Origin of the sequence: Paenibacillus sp. PL91 (assembly GCF_012935325.2) — a bacterium.
GTDB lineage: Bacteria > Bacillota > Bacilli > Paenibacillales > Paenibacillaceae > Pristimantibacillus.
Genome location: NZ_JABBYG020000005.1, coordinates 234,960 through 257,587 on the forward strand (window position 1 = coordinate 234,960; position 22,628 = coordinate 257,587).

Below are 22,628 nucleotides of genomic sequence, written 5' to 3' on the forward strand. Positions count from 1 at the left end.
ATGGCATTGTTACTCCGTTATGTGTATGACAGGAAAAGCTGGATTGTTTTCTATCTGCTATCCTTGTTATTTGTAGATTTGCTGATCTGGATCGATAATGGCATTGCCATTCAAGCTGTCTCACTGCTCTATTTAAACTTGCTGCTATTTTTGGCCATTGCAGCGTTTCTCGGGTGGCGCTATCAAAAAGAAATGAAATATGCGCGCTCGCTGGCGGATCTGGCGGAAGAGATAGAGGAAGATTGGATAGAAACATTGCCGCCTGCTTATTTTTATTACGAGGAAACGACAAATCAGCTCTTGCGGACAGCGGGTCACTGGTACGGGCATAAACTTTCAGCCATGAAGGCTGCTCAACGTGTGGAAGAGGATTATGTTGCCGCATGGGTGCATGAAGTGAAAGCGCCTCTGACCGCAATGAAAATGACGATAGATACCAATAGGAGCCATCCGGCGATGCGCAAAATGGAATCTGAATGGTTGCGGATTCATCTGCTCATCGACCAACAGCTCTACATATCACGCTTGCCGTCGCTGGAGGCGGATTACGTGTTGGAACAGACCGGGATTCAGCAGCTGGCCGCGTTGGAAGTACGCGAGTTGGCCTCCTGGTGTGTGGAAAAAAATATAGCCGTCGAGCTGGAAGGGGAAGAGGCTTTCGTTACGACGGACCGCAAATGGTGCCGTTTTATTATCCGGCAAATATTGACGAATGCGGTCAAATATAGCCCAGAGGGCGGAATGATCCTTCTGTCGGCGAAAGTCACATCTGATGATCATGTCAGATTAACGATTAAAGATGTAGGGCCAGGCATTGCCGCTCATGATTTGCCGCGTATTTTCGATAAAGGCTTTACCGGGGGAAACGGAAGATTGCAAAATGCGGCAACCGGTCTAGGACTCTATTTAGCACGGACCGTTGCGCTCAAAATCGGGATTTCCTTGTCCGTACAGTCGGAGCTGCGCGCGGGAACGGAGATGGAGATGACCTTCCCTATTAGCAATGCGTTCGAATCTGTTCGGGCATGAGGGCCGCCATGCAGTGGACTACCTCTGGACAAATGTTCCATTCTACTCAACGATTCCATATGACAATTTTGTCACGTACAACCTCCTGCTGTCATCTGAAGCGAGCGACGGTCACGGTCTTTTTCTTTAAAATGAATGGTAGCTCAGAGTGGGAGGATATAGAGAGATGAATCAACAGAATAGGCAAAAAACGGTGCTGCATGCACAGCAAGTACGTAAATCATTTGGTGTCAGGGGCAATGTCCAGCAGGTGCTGAGAGGCATCGACCTACGCGTAGTCGAAGGGGAATTTGTTGGCATTATGGGGCCGTCTGGTTCCGGGAAGTCAACCTTGATCAATGTCCTGGCGACAATAGACAAAGCGACTGAAGGACAAATAGTAGTCGAAGATGCGGACATTTCGAAAATGAAAAACGCTGAACTGTCTATTTTCCGGCGCAACAAGCTCGGTTTCATCTTTCAGGATTACAATCTGCTAGATACGTTGACTGTTAAAGAGAACATTCTGCTGCCCATCTCGCTTGGGAAAATGAAAAAAAAAGAGGCGGAGGCTGAATTTCAGGCTATTGCTGCAGATCTCGGTATTTTGGAGATTGCAAATAAATTTCCGCATGAAATTTCCGGCGGTCAGCGTCAGCGGACGTCTGCGGCACGCGCACTTATCCATCAGCCATCGATCGTATTTGCGGATGAGCCGACAGGCGCGCTGGATTCGAAAGCTGCCTCTTCGCTATTAGGAATGATGGAGGAGCTTAATCGGCAGCGCAGCCTTACTATTATGATGGTAACTCATGATCCGGTAGCCTCGAGCTATTGCAGCCGTGTCGTATTTTTGAAGGACGGCATGCTATATTCCGAATTATATCGCGGAGAGAAGACGCGGCAAGCTTTCTTCAAAGATATATTGAATGTACAGGCCGTGCTCGGGGGTGACCACGTTGACACGGTTTGAGCTGGTCATTCGCAGCATGCGGAAAAACATTGCACATTATTACCTGTATTTTTTTGCGCTTATTTTAAGTACAACCCTTTACTTCGTATTTGCTGCCTTGCAGAATGATTCTACAATCATGTCAGCGACTTTCGGAGATGTTCAATTCGCTTCCTTGTTTAAAGTATCTGGCATTTTGCTGCTTGCGATTGTAGTCATATACATGATCTATGCGAACAGCATCTTTCTAGAACGTCGAAGCAGGGAAATCGGGCTTTATCAGCTGGTGGGCCTGTCGCGCAGAGCAGTGGGACTGCTGCTCATTGCCGAGAATGTGCTCCTTGGGCTGGGCGCGCTCCTAATTGGGATTGGCGCGGGAGCTCTCGTATCGCGGCTTTTTTTGCTAATTCTAATGAAGCTGATCGATATCGAGAGCGTCATAGCCCTCTCTTTTTCCAGCAAAGCTGCCATTCAAACCGCTATTGTGTTTGCCGTACTCATCAGCCTTACATGGATTCAAATGCTGGTTAAGGTGTACCGCGCTTCGCTTCTCGAGCTGTTCAAGGCGGATCGACAGGGTGACCGTCCGAAACAGCCCAAAGAAGCCCTGTCTGCAGTGATAGGGCTGCTCGGCATCTTGCTTATTGCAACGGGCTATCTGCTTTCTGGGAAAACGCCCGGTGAGCATCTGTTTTTGCAAATGCTGGTCATTCTCGCCACGACTATACTCGGCACCTACCTGCTCTTTCGTGTTACGATTGGCTGGCTGTTCTACCGGGTGCGAAGGAGCAAGAACGGACAGCTCGGGCTGAAAAACAGCTTGTCACTGGCGCCGATCATGCATCGAATGAAAGCTAATGCGAACTCTCTTACACTGATTACCGTTCTGTCTGCGATGACGCTGACAATGGTGGCAATCGCTTATTCGCTATACTATTCGGCCGAGAGTGAGTCCCGGGCTATGCTGCCATACGACTTTATCTTTGAAAATAATGATCATGATGCGAAGTCGTTTCGTGCTGAGCTTCAGAAGGCTGGGTTAAAGTTTGTTCATCAACCGGTTGACGCCGTTCGGCTGCCAGGCACTTTAGGCAATGGGAAGGACGAGGGACGCAGCATATTGCTGCTCGCGGCAGAGCAGCTACAGGCGAGCGGTGCCAATATTGTCATGCCGGGGCAAGGCGAGGCCGTCTTGTACAAAGGGCAAAGGAAAGCGTTAAGCAAGGAGCTAGACACCGTTTCTTTTCCGCTAGAGGTTGGTTTTGGAGCAAACGAGTTTCACATCAAACTCAATGTTACCAAAGGCATTGATCGCTATACGATGAACTATAGCGTGAACGGCCGTCAACTGGTTGTACCGGAGGCGGCGTTAAATGCGATTCGCGAGCAGATGCCAGCTTCCACCGAGCAGGAAGCCATTCGCATTGATACTTTCCAGCTTGCGGCTAAAAGCGAGCGCGCAGCGGCATCTGGTTTCTACACGAAATATGCCAAAGCAGAGGAGTTCAGACCGGACTTCTATACGTATCGTAAAGAGTCGCTCCAGAAGTTCGGACTGATCATTTTCATCGCAGGCTTTCTCGGTCTTATCTTCCTGATCGCGACAGGCAGCATTCTGTATTTCAAGCAGATGACTGAGGCGGAACAGGAAAGAAAAAGCTATACGATACTGCGGCAGCTCGGATTCGGAGAGCGCGAGATAATGGGCGGCATTATCCGTAAACAGCTGCTTGTGTTCGTGATTCCGCTGGCGATCGGGCTTATGCATTCCATCTTCGCTGTAAAAGCAGCCTCCGCGCTGACGCTGTCAGACATTACCTTTCCGGCAGCTATAGCCATGGCAATTTACACGATCATCTACTTCGTGTTTGCTGTTCTCACCGTAGGCTATTATCGCCGCATTGTGAGGCTGGCGCTGTAACAGCAGCTTTATTCACTTCATTAGTGATTGGGTGCGAGATCTCTTTGCTTGTTGAGCGCTACGAAAGCAGCAAATAGCAGCAGGATGCTTCCTGTGAACATAAATCCTTCGGTTATGTTGAACGGCAGCCAGCCTAACACGGAAGATCCGGCAACAACACCAAGAGAGAAGAACGCGTAGAAGTAACCATAAGCTTTTCCGCGCAGTTCCGCTGGCGTAGCTTTTATGAGCATCATATTAATAGATGGGAACAAGAAGGCAAATCCTACCCCATATAGTCCTAAAACGAAATAAAGCGTTACTGTCGTCGTTGATTGGCTAATAAGCAATTGACTTAATCCCATTAAGCCAATTCCTAAGGCCATCGTACTTGATGAAGAAACACGATCGAAAATACGATTAGTAGGCAGAACAAATATAAGAACGGCAATGATTCCGAAAGTGCTCATTAAGGTGCCGCTTAGTCTGGAATCATATCCAAGCGTTTGAACATGCAACGGTAACAAATAAGCGATGCCACCTTGTGAGAACATTAAGAAAAAGGCGCCGCCGTAAGCTTTTAGCACACCTGCATTGAAGAGCGAGCCCGATGCTGGAACGACAGCATCGTCCTTCTCTTTCCTCGATATCTTGTATTTGCTTAGAAAAATGGCTGACAAGATGGCAAGTGAAAATCCCATAATGGCTACGCAGGTAAATACGAATGGCACGGAGGTTTTGCTCGCCATAATTCCGCTGAATGCAGGGCCGATAATGGCGGCTAGTCCCACAAATGTGCCGGTGAAGGCGACTTTTTTTCCCTGCTGATCATTTATCGTCGTATTCGCGGAGAATGTAAAAGCAGCTGGGACAATTAATCCGGCTACAAATCCATGAATGATCCGAACGATGATCAAAAATAAAGGTTGCTCGACGAAATGATAGAGCAGCAGAGCGCCGCTTGATAAAAGCAATCCGACCATTAGTATTTTGAAAGGCCCTACCTTATCAGTCATAATGCCCGATAAAATATTGCCAAGCGTATTGGATAGCGAATACAGCCCAATGACAAAGCCTACAATAAACGAGCTGGCGCCGACGGACGTCGCAAATGTACTCATGACCGGCAGCTGTGAAAATAAATCAAAAAAAGAAAAGAATACGATACTGTAAACGAGCAGGGCATAGTTAAAAGGCTTTACACCATATTTGGCTTGTGCCTTCTTCAGCTTCCAATCCAGCAAAAAGTTGCCAAACGGTATAAATGCTGCGGTGAGTGCTGCTGCAGACCAGAGAAGGTTCCACTGTATTCGAATGGCAGCATAAAGGATAGCTAGCGTATATAAACTGAAAATCCCACCGTGAATACTCCCTACAATCGTTACTGCAATTTCTAACCCCCAAACATATTTCAAGGGCATGGCGATGCCAAGCAGTACTAATAATGAAATACCGTCAAAAAGACCTGTTATACGTAATAAATAGATTGGATGTATCCGCAATTGATATGCTCCTAATTCATTATGTGATAGTAAACCGATTCCTCTATTTTAACATTTTATGAGGCGAGTAAAATAGGATGAATCGCGTCACGAGATGGCATTTTTGCGTCCAATGCTCCTCTAAACACAAAAACACGCCGAATTAGGCGTGTTTTTTGTTTGGCGGACTCCATGAACAGGCCAAAGCATCAATTCGGAATCATGGTTAAGGAGTCGCGAAGGCGCTTTATATCGCTCATTGGGGGGAGGCCGAACATACGAGCATATTCGCGGCTAAAATGAGAGGGGCTTTCATAGCCAACTTGGAATCCTGCATCGGCAGCGTCCATGGTCTCGGAAAGCAGTAGACGGCGAGCCTCTTGTAATCGGATTTGTTTTTGAAACTGCAAAGGGCTCATAGCCGTTATGTCTTTGAAATGATGATGAAGGGATGAAGGGCTCATGTTTACAGCCAATGCTAATTGTTCGACTCGCAGCGGCTTGACGAAATCATTTTTGATAAGATCAATGACTTTCGCTATTCTTTGTGCGCGGCTCCCCACTAGGGCGAATTGCTTAAGGGAATCGCCTTGTTCATCTTGTAGGATCCGGTAAAAAATTTCACGTATGACTAACGGCGCAAGTATGGGAATATCCTGCGGCGTTTCCAATAGTCGAACAAGCCTCAATACGGCCTCAAGAAGCGAGAGCTTCGTTTTATTGATAAACAATCCGCGACCTGAGTCGCCTTTGTTGTTCCAGTCTTGATTGGAATCTCTGATGATATCCACAATTTGATTCGGTTCAAAATCCAGCCTGAGGCACAGGTAAGGGGAATCTGAAGTCGCTTGGATGATTTGTCCGGAAATAGGCAAATCAACGGAGACGACAAGATAAGAAGCGGGATCATATTGATAGCATTCCTCTGCAAGCATAACCATTTTCGATCCGTTTGCTACGATACACAATGCCGGTTTATGGACGGCATGAATAGGTTCTGATTGTTTGGACGCTCGGATGAAATGCAGGGAAGGAACGGCTGTCGGGTAAGTGCCATCATTTTCAGTGAAACGGTCTATGAGCTGTGCCAATTCTTTTTGTTGGATTGCCACTTTGTCGTCTTGCCTCATATCACTCGTCATAATGATTCCTCCAGTTCTGGCTTCCGATTGCTTTATTTTATGACAATTTGGAGGATTAGGCAATAATCATGCACAACTATGCTATCTCCTGAAGTTCGAATTGCTTCATAATGAATTTGACTCCAACAAAAGAAAAACGAGGGAGATGAGCGAATGTGGAATAGACAAAACAGAGCACAACATTCTTATGCAGGCATGTGGGTTACGCGAGATGGCAACATCCGGCATGAGCTGTTGCCTAACGGACGATATGATGAGGCTCGCGGCAATAAATCTAGCGCCTATCAAGGCAGCTATACGATTGAAGGAGATCATATCGAGTACAGGGATGACACTGGTTTTACTGCGGATGGCGATTTCCGGGATGGGGTTCTCTACCACGCGGGAATGATTCTATTTCGAGAGAAATAAATGGAAGCTGTTCAGTCCATTCATTCCAAAATTTAAATCCAAATGGTTGGAGAAATAGTCAAGCGATGATGCAAATAATATGATAATCAAAGGAGATAATAGGATGTCTAACATTAAAGGTAAAGTTGTAGCCATAACGGGCGGAAGCAGCGGAATCGGTGAGGCTGCGGCGCGTCTGCTAGCTCAAAATGGTGCTCATGTTGTCATTGGCGCAAGACGCACAGAAAAATTGGAGGCTCTTGCATCCTCACTTCGCTCAGAAGGAGGTTCTGTTGAATATCAAACCTTGGATGTGACCAAGCATGAACAAATGGAGGCATTTATTGACTTTGCGCAAAGCCGTTTTGGCCGTCTCGATGTCGTGATTAATAATGCCGGCATTATGCCTCTTTCGCCCCTGAATGCTCTAAAAGTTGATGAATGGGATCGCATGATCGATGTAAATATTCGAGGCGTTCTGCATGGCATCGCTGCTGGCCTTTCTATTATGAAGAAACAAGGATTCGGTCAGTTTATTAACATCGCTTCAATTGGCGCATACGCAGTGTCTCCAACGGCTGCGGTATACTGTGCTACGAAGTATGCCGTCCGCGCTATCTCTGAAGGTTTGCGCCAAGAGGTGGGAGGCGATATTCGCGTGACGCTTGTATCACCGGGTGTTACGGAATCTGAGCTTGCTGAGAGTATCTCGAATGATGAAGCGAGGCAGGTTATGAAGGAGTACCGGCGAATATCAATTCCAGCATCAGCTATTGCTCGCGCAATGCTGTACGCTATTGAGCAGCCAGCCGATGTGGATGTAAATGAAATCATTGTAAGGCCAACGGCTAGTCTTGCATAAACCAGAGGATGAAAGCGCTTGGTGCCGCATCGTTACAATTACCTCTAGTATGCTCAAAACAACACTTTAGTATCTATATGTCAATCATCTGACGCGTTATACTAATGGAAAATTGAGGTATGGAGGAAGCCCATGAAAGCGATTGTATGCACAAAATATGGATCACCGGAGGTTCTTCAACTCAAAGAGTTAGAAAAGCCTATGCCCAAGGATAATGAGGTGCTGGTAAAAGTACATGCCACTACCGTAACATCAGGGGACTGTAGAGTTCGAGGCTTCAGAAGCCCTCTCCTATTTTGGATCCCGATGCGATTATTTCTAGGTCTCAGAAAACCGAGAAAGCCTATACTGGGTGTTGAATTGGCCGGAGAAATCGAAGCAATAGGCAAAAATGTAAAGCGATTTAAAAAGGGTGACCAGGTTTTTGCATTAACGGAGATGAACTTTGGTTGTTATGCCGAGTACACCTGTCAGCCTGAAGACGGATTTATGGCAATAAAACCGGTTAATATGACCTATGAGGAAGCTGCCGCCGTTCCTTTTGGCGGAACGACAGCCTTGCATTTTTTTAGAAAAGGAAAGATTCATAACGGACAAAAGGTTCTTATCTACGGTGCTTCTGGAGCGGTAGGAACTTCAGCGGTACAGCTTGCCAAGCACTTTGGGGCAGAGGTTACCGGCGTATGCAGCAGTGCGAATTTTGATTTGGTGAGCTCGCTGGGAGCAGATAAGGTCATTGATTATACGAAAGAGGATTTTACGAAAAAAGAAGAGCGTTATGATCTTATCTTTGATACGGTTGGGAAAGTCTCCAAATCAGCTTGCAAAAAAGCACTGACTCCGAACGGGACATTTGTATCTGTTGAAGGGCAGGGAGTAGCAAAAGTGCTTACAGAAGATTTAATTTTCCTCAAAGAGCTCATTGAGGCGGGAAAGCTAAAGTCTGTTATCGATCGGCGATATCCGTTGGAACAAGTTCCAGAGGCTCACAGCTATGTAGATCAAGGGCGGAAAAAAGGAAATGTCGTTATCACAGTAGTTCCGGATGAGGGTATCTAACGAAGCAGGCTCACTTGCGGGACCATTCATTTTCAGTCAAAAATGAAGGCTTCGATGCCGCCCGAGCGGTTAGATTTCGCTCGGGCGGCTCGCTTTCTATCGACATATGTGCAGCTTTTTGGCCCGTGAAAATTCGGACTATTTTGTCATTCTCAATCAATTCTGTGAAAATGTTAATCCTATAGACACAATAAGCTGTGATATAATTTTGCCCAGAAGCTGAACGTTGGCAGATTACACCAACATAAAGTGCTGGGAGGTACGTATGATCAGAGAAAACAAGCCGGATAGAAGGCTTATTATGGCAATGATTTTGGGATTGCTTCTGCTTTGTATCGGACCAATGTCCACCGTCTCCGCGGGGGAAGCTAATGCTGCAAATGATGTGACGATAAAAATTAATGGTGAAAAAGTGAAGCTGGAAGACCCTGCTTTTATACAGGATGGAAGATTGTATGTGCCTGTGGCTCGCATAGCCGAAATGTTTGGGTCGAAGTCAAGCTGGGATAGCGTAAATGAGGAAGTAACGATACATACGGTATTGGGCGATTCGATCGTGCTGGGAAATGGAGTGCCGGTTGTTTATTTCAATGAAGGCCGCTACCAATTGGAAACGGTACCAGTCTTAACAGAGGGCAGGCTATATGCTCCTATGCGCCAATTGGCGGAATTGCTGCATGCAAACGTGTATTTGAATACGGAGCTAGATGTTATCGAGCTGGTAACGGTACAGCCAGCCGTAATAACGGAAGAGTACGGATTGGATCACATCAGCAAGGAAATTGGCGGCACCAAGTCTGAGCTATTGAAGCGTAATGGACTGGACGGCAAGGCAGTGATCAAGCCGGGTACGAAGCTTAAGGTTGTTATTCCTTCGATTTTCGATAACATAGCAGAACCGTTCACAGAATCCGACCTCACGCTGCTAGCCAAAATTACGATGGTTGAAGCCGGATATGAATCCTATGAGGGGCAGCTTGCCTTAGCGAACGTGATCTTGAATAGAGTGAAGAGCGCAAGTTTCCCGGATTCGGTACGCGACGTCATTTATTCAGGGAAGCAGTTTCCTCCAGCCCATAACGGCATTCTTGACAAAAGCAAACCTAACGCAAGCGTTCTGCGCGCGGCTAAGGATGCCTTGAACGGGAAAAATAACATCGGGAACGCGGTTTACTTCTTCAATCCTGAGATTTCCAAAGGATCGTTTTGGTCCAGCCTGGACGTCATTGCGACGATCGGCCACCATAGTTTTGCGAGATAATGAAGTCCGTTATGGCCATAAGGCCATAACGGCTTTTTTTTGATCGGCTTCGTGCGAGAGAGCCGGCAGCGCATATAATACAGGTCAAACCCTCATATATACATATAGAGGGGGGATACCGAATGTGGATCGTTATTGTAATGATAGTCGGCTGCCTGTCCGGTTTTATTTTATTCAGAAAAAACACATTGCCCGTCTACGATGAGCCCTATCAAGGTACACGGAAGCTGTCCGTTATTATTCCCGCAAGAAATGAAGAGCGTAATTTACCTTATTTACTCGATTCTCTCATGTCACAAAGCTATCCGCCCTTCGAAGTTATAGTTGTGGATGATTTCTCGAATGATCGGACGAGAGAAATAGCCGAAAGCTACGGAGTCAAAGTCATTGCAGGCAGCAGCCTCCCGGAGGGATGGACGGGTAAGAGCTGGGCGGTATGGAATGGGTATTTGCAGGCGACCGGCGATGTTTTTGCCTTCTTGGATGCGGATATCAGACTGGCGCCTGCTGCGCTTGCATCGTTGATGAAAGCAAGGGAACGATCGAAAGGAGTCATTTCGGTCGTTCCTTTTCACCATACGGAAAAGCAATATGAAAAGCTCGCTCTGATCATGAATATACTTGGCATATTCACGTTTACATCGGTGTTTGAGAAAGGAAATGCTAAGAAAGGGCTTTATGGCTCCTGCATACTTGCCTTACGGGAGGATTACGAAAAAATTAACGGTCACGAGAGCGTCAAAGCTGAGGTGCTGGATGATTTGTTGATTGGATCGAAATTTATAGCAGCAGGCATCCCCATCACCAATTTTATCGGGTATGGCTTTGTTTCATTCCGCATGTATCCTAATGGCATCCGAAGTGAAATCGAAGGCTTTAGCAAAGGGGCCGTCTTAAGCACATCAACGCTAAGTCCGTGGACGATTATTCCAATCGCCATTTGGGTAATCGGGCTCATCATGTCGAGCACCGTCTTTATTTTTGCGGGCTCATCGTGGGCAGTGCCTCTATTAATCGGTTATATCCTGTATATGCTTCAATTATTATATTTCATCAAATATGTAGGCGTTTTTGGAATTTTGATGCCTGTTATGCATGTTTTTGCTTCGTTATTTTTTATAATTATTATGATTTACTCGATGTATCAGGTAGTCTTTCTGGGGCATGTAAAATGGAAGGGGAGGCTTGTCCGGGTGAGAGGCAGGCGGGAGCCATGATCATTTTGCTGACTGCTTGTTCATTTCTGTCGGGCTCGCTCATGTTCTCGTACTGGCTAGGCCTTGTGAGCAAAAAGAATCTAAAAGCCGTAGGCGACGGAAATCCGGGTGCCTTGAACCTGTGGAAGGCTGGAGGTTATAAATTCGGTATTGCCGGTGTTTTGTTGGATTTCTTAAAAGGATATCTGCCTCTATTATTTATTATTGGAACCGAATACGGCCAAGGTTATTTTATCATTCCGCTTGCCATTGCACCCATTGCGGGTCATGCATTTAGCCCTTTTCTGAAAGGGAAGGGCGGCAAGGCTATCGCTGTCACCTTCGGCGTATGGAGCGCGCTTACGGGGTTTGAGGTATCAGTGGCTTATGCTGTCATTTTAGCGCTGTTCATGGCTGTGAACCGCCTGATATTCAAGAGCAGGCTTAAATCCGCTCAGGCTGATGGCCTACAAGTAGTAAGCGGTATGCTGCTGCTCTCTGTCTTTTTGTATATGAGGATGTTCTCTGCGGCTATCCTGTGGGTTTGGTTTGGGAATTTTGTCATTCTCGTCTATACCCACAGAGCGGAAATAACTTCATGGCTGAGAAGGGTATCGCGCCGAGGCGATTGATCACCTCGGCAGCTTTACATGTTTTTTTTATCGATAGCCGGCTTGTGAACGACTTTAATGGATTGGTTATAGACGAGCAGGAGGTACACGATGTCCAGTATAAAGATCAACACATACATAATCATCAATAACACGGATTGCGGGTAAAGCATGTAGCAGAAAACGGAAGCGCATACGGTACCTATCATTTTGAAATAACCAATGGATAGAGATTGGCCTCGAAGATGCTTGATCAGCAGCATTCTTATGAAGAGAATAGACATCATCAGGTTAATGCCAAAGGCTGAATAAACCCCCATTTTATCATGGAATTCTACCGCCATTCCGTAATGAAGCAGCAAAGCGATAACGAGCAAGGAGAAGACGGAGGAATAAAGCGTGCTTTTTGAATATAAACCTTTGGAATAATAGAGATATTGATACAGAATGACACAGTCTAATAGAAACCATATCAGGGTTACGATTTGCTGTAGAGGATGGAACGGCATAAAAAAAGTAAATAGAAATTCCCATGTAACGTTTGCACATATGGAGGCAAGGGGCATTCCGCATGTCTGATCCTTAAACCCTTTATAAATAACGAGAATATAGACGATAGTCCAAAATAGGGCTACCCCGATTAGCAGTACTGCTTTTACAGGTAATAGGTGCTCCATTTAGCAGCGATCGCATCCTTTCAGAAAGTATTCGTCCTACAAGAACATGAATTTAGCTTGTCTATGTATATGAAACAAGCCCTTCATGTAGACCCTAGGATAAGACGGAAAAGGAAAGAGCCTTGATATACCTCGCTTTTTAAGAGCATTTTCAAAATACTTTACCGTTCGTTCTCAAAATGCTATGATGGTTTTGGGAGGGATATGTGATGGGACGTTCCAAAGAATTTGAGGAAAGCGCAGTTCTGCATAAGGCTATGCAGCTGTTTTGGGAACAAGGCTATGAAAAGACGTCTTTGAATGACCTTGTCGAACATATGGGCATCCATCGCAGAAGTATGTATGATACTTTTGGCGACAAGCATTCATTGTATTTAAAATCACTGGACCGCTATGGGCAAATTGTAGGCTCCCAATTAGAAGCCGGGGCAAAAGGCGCACAAACGGCAAGCCAAGCGATACGGTTTATTTTTGACTTTATCATTGAAGGCGGCGAGGACAGACCGCTCGGGTGCATGTTTGTCAATTCAGCCATCGAGCTGGCTGCCCGTGATGAAGAAGTAGATGCCAAGGCCGCAAAAGGCTTTGACCTTACCGAGCAGCTGCTTGTGGACATTATTCGCAGAGGACAGCAAACAGGTGAGTTCACCGCTGACCACGATGCAAAGGCGCTTGCCGAAAACCTGCACAATACGCTGCTGGGATTAAGGGTACTTGTCCGTACCACAACCAGTAAAGAGAAGCTGCATCGCATTGCCAATTTTGCATTAACAGCAATCGGAAAATAGAAAATCTATTTTTTTTCAACAAATTAGAACGACCGTTCTCAAAAAGAAAAACAAGCCTTTTCCATCGGCAATCCGGCTTTACTCCCACAAACGAAAACCTAAACTAGAGGAGACGATATACATGACAGAATTACTGAATTTGACAGGCAAAGTCGCTTTCGTAACAGGCGCTACGCGGGGAATCGGGTTAGAAACGGCGCGTGGACTTGGCAAATTGGGCGCAGCTGTAGTCATCGGATCTCGCGATGCGCAAAAAGGGCAGGCCACGGCAGACCAACTGCGAAAAGAAGGCTTAACTGCGGAAAGTGTAAAATGTGATGTCAACAGCATAGAAGACCATGCTGCGGTATATGGCTTCTTTGAAAAGAACTATGGAAAGCTGGATATTCTCATTAACAACGCAGGCATTTTGCTGGATGAAGAGAGCGTATCCGTGCAAATCGTTAACCGTACAAGCACGCTGCCCGCTGAAACCCTTCGGGAGACATTTGATGTCAATTTCTTCGCGCCAATCCAGCTTACGCAAACGTTGCTGCCGCTGATTCGCAAATCGGAGGCAGGACGAATCGTAAATTTATCCAGCGTCTTAGGCTCGTTAACGCTGCATGCTGATCCTACGGCTCCTATTTATTCATTCAAAACGTTTGCCTATAATGCATCGAAGACGGCACTAAACGCTTTTACGGTTCATCTGGCGCATGAGCTGAAGGATACCCCGATTAAAGTGAATTCCATTCACCCTGGTTGGGTCGTTACCGCATTAGGCGGCAACAAAGCAACAATCGATGTTGTGGAAGGCAGCCGCACCAGCATTATTGCCGCTACATTGCCCGCTGACGGACAAACAGGAGGATTTTTCCATCTCGATGACCAATTGCCTTGGTAATTTCTGCTTTCACATGAACAATTGCAAAAATGGTTGAGTCGGCATTCGTCGGCTCAACCATTTTTTTTATTGCGGCATGCATGGATGTTATCTAAAACCTTCAATAAAATGGCTTGCTGCAATGGAAAGCGGCATATTGCGCATAATCATAATGCCCACCTGCGAGGGAGGAAGCTCTACTTCTAATTTGATCTCAAAAAGCGAGCCCTCATCCAGCTCCTTGGAAACAAATTCTCTAGTCACGTAAGAAATTCCAAGTCCTTTCCGTGCAAACTCGATAAGAAGGTCTACGCTTCCGACCTCGATTTCAGGTTTGAGCTCAAGGCCGTAGCCTTGGAATAATTCCGTAATGGCCATACGCGCCCGGCTATTGCGCGAGAATAAGATGACGGGGTACTGAAGCAGCCGCTCCAGCGAGAGCACCATGTTCTTAAGCTCGGCATATCGGGCCCCTGCTACAAAGCAATCCTGCAGCTGAATACCTTCCTTCACCTCAAGCTGGGGATCGACGATCGGCATGCGAACGACGCCCAAATCAATTTTCCCTTCTTTTAAGAAAGCGATGATTTCTGGCGTCGTTCCATGAATTAGTTGAAGCTTGATGCCGGGATATCTCTGATGAAAGTCTTCTAAGTAAGGAAGCAAATAATGCTTGAACAGCGAATCACTTCCGCCGATCCGAAGCTCGCCGCTGTCCAGATTTTTAAGCGCCGCCAGTTTTTCTTCTGCCAGCGTTATTAGGATCTGAGACTTTTCAATATAGGAATAGAGAATGGCGCCTTCCTGTGTCAGAGCAACGCCTTTGGAATTCCGGTAAAACAAAGTGATGCCAAAGCTTTCTTCAAGCTGCTTGATGGCGTGGCTGACGCTCGGTTGGGTAATATACAAAAATTTGGCAGCCTGCGTTAAGCTGCCTGTCTTGGCAGCCCAATAAAAAACTTTATACAGCTCATAATTGTTCATAGACATGGTCTATAGCTCCTGTGAAATATATTAATTACTTGTATAGGTGATATTCGTATTATAGTGGAAGTAAGAAAAAGAAACCAGAACATGAAGGTGAGGCAAGGGTGAAAGTGATGCTGTTGCAGCTGCTGTCGCCATTGCCTGCACCTAAGGGATATCGAGGAGAAACTATGCTGGAAGGAGAAATGAAAATGGACGCCACCACGCTTGTTTTGTTTGGTGCAACAGGGGATTTAGCCAAAAGAAAAATTTATCCGGCCTTATTTAATTTATTTGTTGACCAAAAGCTGCCGCAATCATTCTCGGTGTTTGGTCTTGGAAGAAGAGAGCTGTCTGATGAAGTTTTTCAGGCAAATGTCGAGCAGTCTCTCCGTACCTTTTCGAGACGGGAGGCGAGCGATGCTGCTATAGTGAAAAGCTTCATAAGCGCATTCCGTTACAGTGTTTTGGATGTAGGCCATAAAGAGGATTACCAAAAGCTTCTGAAGCTGATTGAACAACGGGAGCAAGAGCTGGACATTGCGCCTAATCGCATGTTTTATTTATCCGTCGGTCCTGAATTTTTTGAAACGATAGCAGCGAACATCAAAGAAAGCGGGCTCGGCTCCGCGAATGGCTGGAAGCGCCTGATGATCGAGAAGCCATTTGGACATGATTTGCAATCAGCCCGGGATTTAAATGAAAAGCTGAGCAAATCTTTTGACGAGCATGAAATTTTCCGCATCGATCATTACCTTGGCAAACCTATGGTTCAGAAGCTTGAGGTTTTGCAGCAAACGAATCCGGTGCTACAGGCATTATGGTCCAATCGTTACATTGCCAACGTGCAGATAACGGCTAACGAAACCGTCGGTGTTGAAGAAAGAGCGGGTTATTACGATCATGTAGGTGCTGTCAGAGACATGTTCCAAAACCATATGCTGCAATTGCTTATGATGCTGGCGATTCACCTTCCGAAGAACAGCAGCTCCGAAGAGGTGCGTTTTAAGAAAAAATTAATTATGGAATCCCTTGAGCCGCTGCAAAAAGAGGATGTTAAATCGAGCGTGATCCGCGGTCAGTACAAAGCAGGAACGATCCAAGGAAAGCCGGTAATCGGTTATACTTCCGAACCAAGCATTGCGGAAACTTCAATGAATGATACGTTTATTGCCGCTAGACTGCAGATCGACGATGTGTTTTGGCGGGATGTTCCTTTTTATATACGAACAGGCAAAAGAATGAAGGAAAAATCAACGCGAATCGTTATTGAGTTCAAAGAACCGTTAAAGCAGCATTCCCGGGCAAATGACGACAGTAAGATACCTAATCTCTTGGTATTTGAAATCAGTCCCAACGAAGGCATTACGTTGCAATTAAATACAAGAGACCCGCAGCAAAAAGGGGAGTTCAAACCTATTCAAATCGACTTTCACACTAGTCGCAATGATGTGCCCGAGGCTTATGAAAATTTGCTGTATGACGCTTTGCATGGAGACCCAACGTTTTTTGCGCACTGGGATGAAGTTGAATTGTCCTGGAAATGGGTTCAACCTATTTTAAACGCTTTTGAAGAAAATCTTGTTCCGCTTCATCATTATGCTGCCGGCACTTACGGTCCTACCGAGTCAGATGAGCTACTGGCGAGAGACGGCTATCATTGGTGGTTCGATTCCAAGCCAGAACAAGAAATAGAAACGATAAAAGGAGAACAATATGCCTATCACACAAACAATTGACCAGCTAGCTATTGATACGATCCGAACTTTGTCTATTGATGCAATAAACAGCGCTAATTCAGGCCATCCTGGACTGCCAATGGGTGCTGCACCAATGGCTTATGCCCTTTGGTCCAAGCTGCTAAATCATAATCCCGCCCATGCCAAATGGTTTAACCGCGACCGCTTCGTTCTCTCTGCGGGGCATGGCTCGGCTTTACTTTATAGTCTCCTGCATTTGTCAGGATATAACGTTTCGATTGAAGATTTAAAACAGTTTCGCAAGCTGAACAGCAAAACGCCAGGGCATCCTGAATTTGGCCACACGGATGGCGTAGAAGCAACGACAGGACCTCTAGGCCAAGGGCTTGCTATGGCAGTCGGAATGGCAATGGCTGAAGCTCATCTGGCTTCGAAATTCAACCAAAGCGGTTTCCCGGTAATCGATCATTATACGTACGCCCTTGTGGGGGACGGATGTTTGATGGAAGGAGTCGCTTACGAGGCGATGTCCATGGCGGGTCATATGAAGCTCGGCAAATTAGTTGTATTGTATGATTCCAATGATATTTCGCTCGATGGAGATTTGAACCTTTCCTTTGGGGAAAATATGAAAAAAAGAGCAGAATCGGCTCAGTGGGAATATTTAAGGGTTGAGGACGGCAACGACGTAGCGCAAATTGCGAAAGCGATCGAGGCGGCTAAGCAAAACGATTCGCAGCCAACCATTATCGAAGTCCGGACGATTATCGGCTATGGAAGCAAGAAGGTAGCAGGAACGAACAAAGCACACGGTAACCCGCTTGGCAAGGAAGAGGCAAAAGCAACGAAAGAGGTTTATGGTTGGCAGTACGAGGAAGAGTTTGCCGTTCCAAAAGAAGTTAAAGCCCACTTTGAACAGCTTAAGCATAAAGGCGGGGTAAAAGAAGAAGAATGGAACAGATTGTTAGCGTCTTATAAAGCGCAGCATCCTTCGCTTGGTGAGGAGCTTGAGCAGGTTATCGACGGATCTGTTTTGTTTGAAGCGGAAGACATTCTTACGTTTGACACGTCCAAAACCGTTTCTACCCGTATAGCAAGCGGTGCAGCCATCAATCACTACATCAAATCCGTTCCATCGATTTTTGGAGGCAGCGCCGATTTATCGCATTCCACGATGACGGATATTAGCGGAGAGCAAACCTTTGCCGTTGAATCTTATGCTGGACGCAACATCTACTTTGGCGTTCGTGAGCATGCGATGGGCGCAGCTGGTAATGGTATGGCACTGCATGGCGGCGTAAAGCCATTCGTCAGCACCTTCTTCGTATTTAGCGATTATTTGCGGCCATCTATTCGTCTTGCTGCACTGCAAAAGCTGCCCGTTATCTATGTATTTACCCATGATTCCATTGCCGTTGGGGAAGATGGACCTACCCATGAGCCAGTCGAGCACCTCGCTGCTCTTCGGACTATTCCGGGACTTACGGTCATCCGGCCAACGGATGCCAATGAAACGGCAAGTGCATGGGCGTACGCATTGCAGCAAAAACAAGGCCCGGTAGCTCTTGTTCTGAGCCGGCAAAACCTTCCCGTTTATGAAGCGACTAAAGCAAACGTTGACGGGGTAGCCAAAGGAGCTTATGTCCTGACGGAAACAAACGATCAGCCGGATGTGATCCTTATCGGAACCGGATCTGAAGTGTCCCTTGCCGTAAGCGCCAAAGCGGAGCTGGAGCAGGAAAACCTGTCTGTACGTGTAGTTGCAATGCCGAGCAGAGAGCTGTTTGACCGTCAATCCGAAGCCTACAAGCAGTCCGTTCTGCCTGCTTCCGTTACGAAGCGAGTGGCTATAGAAGCCGGTATTTCGCTTGGCTGGGAGCGTTACACGGGACCAACCGGAAAAGTATTGTCCATCGATACATTCGGCGCATCAGGACCCGGCAATGAAGTAATGGAGTACTTCGGTTTTTCAGTAAATAATGTGGTTCGCCTGACTAAAGAATTGATCAGCAATTAAAAAAATGGAGGTAGATCATTATGAAATTTTTTATCGATACGGCTAATGTGGATGACATTAAAAAAGCGTATAAAATTGGAGTCCTTTCCGGTGTAACAACGAATCCTTCCTTGGTAGCCAAAGAGGGAGTGAAATTCGAGGACCGCATTGCAGAAATTTTGCAAGAAGTGCCTGAAGTTGAATCCGTGTCCGCTGAAGTAACGCCTGATGCGATTACAGCAGAAGAAATGATCGCGCAAGCGAACGAACTAATCAAAATCAATAATCATGACAAAAACATCACGATCAAGCTTCCGATGACGCTGGCGGGGTTAGAGGCTTGCCGTTATTTAACTAAAAAAGGCGTGAAAACAAACGTTACGTTAATTTTCACAGTGAACCAAGCGCTCCTCGCTGCTCGTGCAGGCGCTACTTATGTCTCCCCGTTTCTGGGCCGCTTGGATGATATTTCGGAGGATGGCGTCCAACTGATCGTTAAGGTAGCCGAATTATTCCGTACTCATAACCTCGACGCACAAATTATCGCTGCTTCTGTCCGCCATCCGGATCACGTGACTCGGGTAGCGATGGCTGGCGCGCATATCGCAACGATTCCGTTCTCGGTTATCGAACAAATATCGAAGCATCCATTGACGGATCAAGGGATGGAGAAATTCGCTGCCGATTGGAAAAAAACAGCTCAGCTTTAAGAGATGATTCAAAAAATGCGGATTGCATAAAGACGGTTCTGGGAACCGGCAATCGCTTTCCGCATTCTGCTCGATTATCAGGGAGGTTTATACGATGCAAAAACAGCAAATTGGCGTGGTCGGCTTAGCCGTCATGGGCAAGAATCTTGCCTTGAACATGGAAAGTAAAGGGTTCTCAGTTGCTTTATATAATCGTTCACCTGAGAAAACGAATGAGCTTTTGGCGGAAGCGCCCGGTAAAAACTTCGCAGGCACTTTCAGCATGGAGGAGTTTGTTCAAGCGCTGGAGACGCCGCGTAGAATATTAATTATGGTTAAAGCGGGACAGCCGACTGACGATACCATCAATCAGCTCTTGCCTTACCTAAGTCAAGGAGATATTCTCATAGACGGCGGAAATGCACATTTCCCCGATACGCAAAGAAGAAATAAAGATTTGCAAGCGAAAGGCTTCCGCTTTATCGGCGCCGGTATTTCAGGCGGCGAGGAGGGAGCGCTGAATGGTCCTTCCATTATGCCAGGCGGTCAAAAAGACGCGTATGAGCTGGTAGAGCCAATCTTGACTGCAATATCGGCTAAAGTTAACGGCGATGCTTGCTCCACCTACATCGGTGAAGACGGTGCCGGACATTACGTCAAAATGGTGCATAACGGCATCGAATACGGCGATATGCAGCTCATTGGCGAAGCGTATCATTTGCTAAAGGATGTTCTGCATTTATCTACAAGTGAGCTGCACGACATATTTACGGAATGGAATAACGGCGAGCTGGATAGTTATTTAATCGAAATAACGGCTGACATTTTCGCCAAGACGGATCCGGATACAGGCAAACCGATGGTGGATGTCATTTTGGATTCAGCTGGACAAAAAGGAACGGGTAAATGGACTAGCCAAAGCGCTTTGGATTTAGGCGTGCCATTGTCCATTATTACGGAATCCGTGTTTGCGCGGTTTATCTCCGCGATGAAAGAAGAACGCATCGCTGCAAGCAAGCGGCTGAATGGACCTGCGGCATCGAGCTATGACGGCGATCCTAAGGCATTCATCGAGGCTGTTCGCAAAGCTTTGTACACGAGCAAAATCGCTTCGTATGCGCAGGGCTTTGCACAGATGAGAGCGGCTTCCGACGAGTACAAATGGGATTTGAACTATGGCAGCATTGCCATGATTTTCCGCGGAGGCTGTATTATTCGCGCCGGCTTCCTGCAAAATATTAAGGATGCTTACGATCGTGATCCCGCTCTGAAAAACCTGTTCTTGGACGATTATTTCAGAGGCGTAGTCGAAAATTATCAAGAAGCATGGAGAAATGTAATAGCTATTGCTGTAACGAGAGGAATTCCGGTTCCTGCTTTTTCTTCCGCATTAGCTTATTATGACAGCTATCGCTCTGAAAGGCTGCCGGCTAATTTGCTGCAAGCGCAACGGGATTATTTTGGGGCGCATACGTTCGAGCGGCTTGACCAAAAAGGCAGCTTTCATTTCCAATGGATGAAATAAAGAGTGACCTTTTTAATGCAATCATAGCGGGCTGATCGATTATTGTAACATCAAAGGCACTCCTATAGACGATAATGAAATTTCGAGCTTTCATTATCGGACATAGGAGTGTTTTTTCGTTTACCCCGTTTACAAACCGTTGGTCGGTATGTATTATAAGTATATAAATCGTGAAAATGCAGGAGGGATTTCAAATGGAGCCACTTATCGTTCTTGTTGCCGTCACGCTGGCGATTCTTGTTGCTGGAGCCGCTGGGGTGCGCCGGTTGCGCCATTGGTCGGTTGCTTTGCGGGGCGGACTAGCGGCCATGTTTGTATTGACCGGTGTTGTCCACTTCGCCTTTATGCGCGCGGAGCTCATCAGCATGGTTCCGCCAGCAATGCCAAGTCCCGGCTTAATCGTCACCATTACGGGCCTATTGGAGCTTGCTGGCGCTGCGGGGCTGCTGCACCGGAAGACCGCTCCATGGGCAGCCGGTGGTCTGACCGCCTTGCTGCTCGCGATGTTCCCGGCGAATGTCTATGCCGCGCTCGCTGGCATAGCGAATAAATCTGCAGACACTTTGGTGCCGCGTACACTTATGCAGATCGTTTTCTTGTCCGCGACTATCGCCGTTTTGACATTCCATTTACGCAGTCGTACAACCGTACAACGAAAAACAAAAGGTATATAATTAGGAATAATTCGTTTTGATGATGATGGAGGAATTACTTTGAAGCAAGAGGAACGCAGAGCACAAACGATACGGCAATTGCTTGAAGCAACCAAAGAGCTTCTGGCGGAAAAAGGCTGCCATGCAGTCACCATGAAGGACATTATGGATAAATCGGAATTATCCAAGGGAGCTATTTTCCATTACGTAAAGAGTAAGAACGAAATATTTGCCTGGGTGCTGCAAGAACAGCTGGAAGAGACGAACAAGCAGTTCATGAATGAAGTGGAGCAGGTACCCAAAACGTTCGACGGGCCGATGCAAAAAATTTCAGAAAACCTTGTGAAGCTGGAAGACGAGCATGATGTGACGAACAAGGTTCTCATGTATTTGTTTGGTAAGCAGGATGAGCCTGCGGTTGCGGAGGTGCTAAAAAACTTTTATGAGCGCTCCGTTTATTTATCCAAGCAATGGATTATGAGCGGCCAGCAGCACGGTGTTATTTTTGAATCGGTTGATGCAGCCAAGACAGCTGAAATGTTCGTTTTGCTTGCGCTAGGGCTGCGTGTCCGCTCTTCCTTTCCTATTACGTCCATTGCTTGTACTGCCCAAGATTTGTCTGCATTAATGGTCGGTATGTTGAAAATCCAATAAACGCAAATCGAGCCCTAGAAGCGACTTCTAAAGGCTCTTTTTTTTACCTAAGATTGAAATCATTCCGACGTGTTATATAACTAAAATAACCAAAAAAATAATTGTTGTATAACAATAAATTTGGTTATATAATAATCAACATAAACACCGAATTGTTATATAACACAAAGGGGGGCTTCAAGTGGATTGTCCGACATGTAACGGAAATGGTGAGCTTGATTGCATGTGTTGTTATCCTGTATTGCACAACGAG

The 22,628-nt window shown here is 46.3% G+C and carries 21 protein-coding genes; 17 read left to right on the forward strand and 4 right to left on the reverse strand.

Annotated features, from left to right (window positions below):
* From HI950_RS14400 to HI950_RS14410, 3 genes are all read left to right on the forward strand, one after another.
* On the forward strand, positions 1-1,029 hold the full coding sequence (locus tag HI950_RS14400; protein WP_169085091.1) for a sensor histidine kinase: 1,029 nt from the start codon (positions 1-3) through the stop codon (positions 1,027-1,029).
* Between the two features lie 166 nt (positions 1,030-1,195).
* A complete protein-coding gene (locus HI950_RS14405) occupies positions 1,196-1,981 on the forward strand; it encodes an ABC transporter ATP-binding protein (RefSeq protein WP_169085089.1) in 786 nt (261 codons plus the stop codon).
* Positions 1,968-3,881: an ABC transporter permease gene (locus HI950_RS14410; protein ID WP_169085087.1), complete on the forward strand. Its 1,914-nt coding sequence runs from the start codon at positions 1,968-1,970 to the stop codon at positions 3,879-3,881. The genes HI950_RS14405 and HI950_RS14410 overlap by 14 nt, the downstream gene beginning before the upstream one ends.
* 20 nt (positions 3,882-3,901) lie before the next feature.
* Here HI950_RS14410 and HI950_RS14415 read toward each other — a convergent pair whose 3' ends face one another.
* Both HI950_RS14415 and HI950_RS14420 read right to left on the reverse strand, forming a co-directional pair.
* Positions 3,902-5,362 (reverse strand): MFS transporter, encoded by a 1,461-nt coding sequence (locus HI950_RS14415; RefSeq protein ID WP_169085085.1) that lies wholly within the window; start codon positions 5,360-5,362, stop codon positions 3,902-3,904.
* A gap of 188 nt (positions 5,363-5,550) precedes the next feature.
* Complete coding sequence (locus HI950_RS14420; RefSeq protein WP_169085083.1) at positions 5,551-6,483, reverse strand: AraC family transcriptional regulator; 933 nt, start codon at positions 6,481-6,483, stop codon at positions 5,551-5,553.
* A 153-nt stretch (positions 6,484-6,636) separates the two neighbouring features.
* Here HI950_RS14420 and HI950_RS14425 point away from each other — a divergent pair, with 153 nt between their 5' ends.
* The 6 genes from HI950_RS14425 to HI950_RS14450 all read left to right on the forward strand — a co-directional run bounded on the left by HI950_RS14425 (position 6,637) and on the right by HI950_RS14450 (position 11,883).
* Positions 6,637-6,894: an Atu4866 domain-containing protein gene (locus HI950_RS14425; RefSeq protein WP_169085081.1), complete on the forward strand. Its 258-nt coding sequence runs from the start codon at positions 6,637-6,639 to the stop codon at positions 6,892-6,894.
* A 103-nt stretch (positions 6,895-6,997) separates the two neighbouring features.
* Positions 6,998-7,735, forward strand: coding sequence for an SDR family oxidoreductase (locus HI950_RS14430; protein ID WP_169085079.1), 738 nt, complete (start codon positions 6,998-7,000; stop codon positions 7,733-7,735).
* A 132-nt stretch (positions 7,736-7,867) separates the two neighbouring features.
* Positions 7,868-8,794: an NAD(P)-dependent alcohol dehydrogenase gene (locus HI950_RS14435; RefSeq protein ID WP_169085077.1), complete on the forward strand. Its 927-nt coding sequence runs from the start codon at positions 7,868-7,870 to the stop codon at positions 8,792-8,794.
* 265 nt (positions 8,795-9,059) lie between these two features.
* Positions 9,060-10,055, forward strand: coding sequence for a cell wall hydrolase (locus HI950_RS14440; protein ID WP_169085075.1), 996 nt, complete (start codon positions 9,060-9,062; stop codon positions 10,053-10,055).
* A gap of 122 nt (positions 10,056-10,177) precedes the next feature.
* Positions 10,178-11,272, forward strand: a complete 1,095-nt coding sequence (locus HI950_RS14445; RefSeq protein ID WP_169085073.1) for a glycosyltransferase family 2 protein — start codon at positions 10,178-10,180, stop codon at positions 11,270-11,272.
* Positions 11,227-11,883 carry a glycerol-3-phosphate acyltransferase gene (locus HI950_RS14450; protein ID WP_317618365.1) on the forward strand — a complete coding sequence of 219 codons (657 nt, stop codon included), beginning with the start codon at positions 11,227-11,229 and terminating at the stop codon, positions 11,881-11,883. The genes HI950_RS14445 and HI950_RS14450 overlap by 46 nt, the downstream gene beginning before the upstream one ends.
* Before the next feature lie 14 nt (positions 11,884-11,897).
* On the opposite strand, the gene HI950_RS14455 is transcribed toward HI950_RS14450, so the two are convergent.
* Positions 11,898-12,539: a transmembrane-type terpene cyclase gene (locus tag HI950_RS14455; protein WP_169085069.1), complete on the reverse strand. Its 642-nt coding sequence runs from the start codon at positions 12,537-12,539 to the stop codon at positions 11,898-11,900.
* 209 nt (positions 12,540-12,748) lie between these two features.
* Between HI950_RS14455 and HI950_RS14460 the strand changes: the two genes are divergently transcribed.
* Positions 12,749-13,327: a TetR/AcrR family transcriptional regulator gene (locus tag HI950_RS14460; protein WP_169085067.1), complete on the forward strand. Its 579-nt coding sequence runs from the start codon at positions 12,749-12,751 to the stop codon at positions 13,325-13,327.
* 121 nt (positions 13,328-13,448) lie between these two features.
* Entirely contained in the window at positions 13,449-14,213 is a 765-nt protein-coding gene (locus tag HI950_RS14465; protein ID WP_223285281.1) for an SDR family oxidoreductase, read from the forward strand.
* A gap of 87 nt (positions 14,214-14,300) precedes the next feature.
* On the opposite strand, the gene HI950_RS14470 is transcribed toward HI950_RS14465, so the two are convergent.
* A complete protein-coding gene (locus HI950_RS14470) occupies positions 14,301-15,182 on the reverse strand; it encodes a LysR family transcriptional regulator (RefSeq protein ID WP_169085065.1) in 882 nt (293 codons plus the stop codon).
* Positions 15,183-15,370: 188 nt separating this feature from the next.
* Between HI950_RS14470 and zwf the strand changes: the two genes are divergently transcribed.
* From zwf to HI950_RS14500, 6 genes are all read left to right on the forward strand, one after another.
* Entirely contained in the window at positions 15,371-16,897 is a 1,527-nt protein-coding gene (gene zwf, locus HI950_RS14475) for a glucose-6-phosphate dehydrogenase (RefSeq protein WP_169085481.1), read from the forward strand.
* A complete protein-coding gene (gene tkt / locus HI950_RS14480) occupies positions 16,881-18,875 on the forward strand; it encodes a transketolase (protein WP_169085479.1) in 1,995 nt (664 codons plus the stop codon). Before zwf ends, tkt begins: the two co-directional genes overlap by 17 nt.
* 20 nt (positions 18,876-18,895) lie before the next feature.
* Complete coding sequence (fsa, locus tag HI950_RS14485) at positions 18,896-19,564, forward strand: fructose-6-phosphate aldolase (protein WP_169085063.1); 669 nt, start codon at positions 18,896-18,898, stop codon at positions 19,562-19,564.
* 94 nt (positions 19,565-19,658) lie between these two features.
* On the forward strand, positions 19,659-21,068 hold the full coding sequence (gene gndA / locus HI950_RS14490) for an NADP-dependent phosphogluconate dehydrogenase (RefSeq protein ID WP_169085061.1): 1,410 nt from the start codon (positions 19,659-19,661) through the stop codon (positions 21,066-21,068).
* A gap of 194 nt (positions 21,069-21,262) precedes the next feature.
* A complete protein-coding gene (locus HI950_RS14495; protein ID WP_169085059.1) occupies positions 21,263-21,742 on the forward strand; it encodes a DoxX family protein in 480 nt (159 codons plus the stop codon).
* A gap of 39 nt (positions 21,743-21,781) precedes the next feature.
* Positions 21,782-22,375, forward strand: coding sequence for a TetR/AcrR family transcriptional regulator (locus tag HI950_RS14500; RefSeq protein ID WP_169085057.1), 594 nt, complete (start codon positions 21,782-21,784; stop codon positions 22,373-22,375).
* The last annotated feature ends 253 nt before the right edge of the window (positions 22,376-22,628 follow it).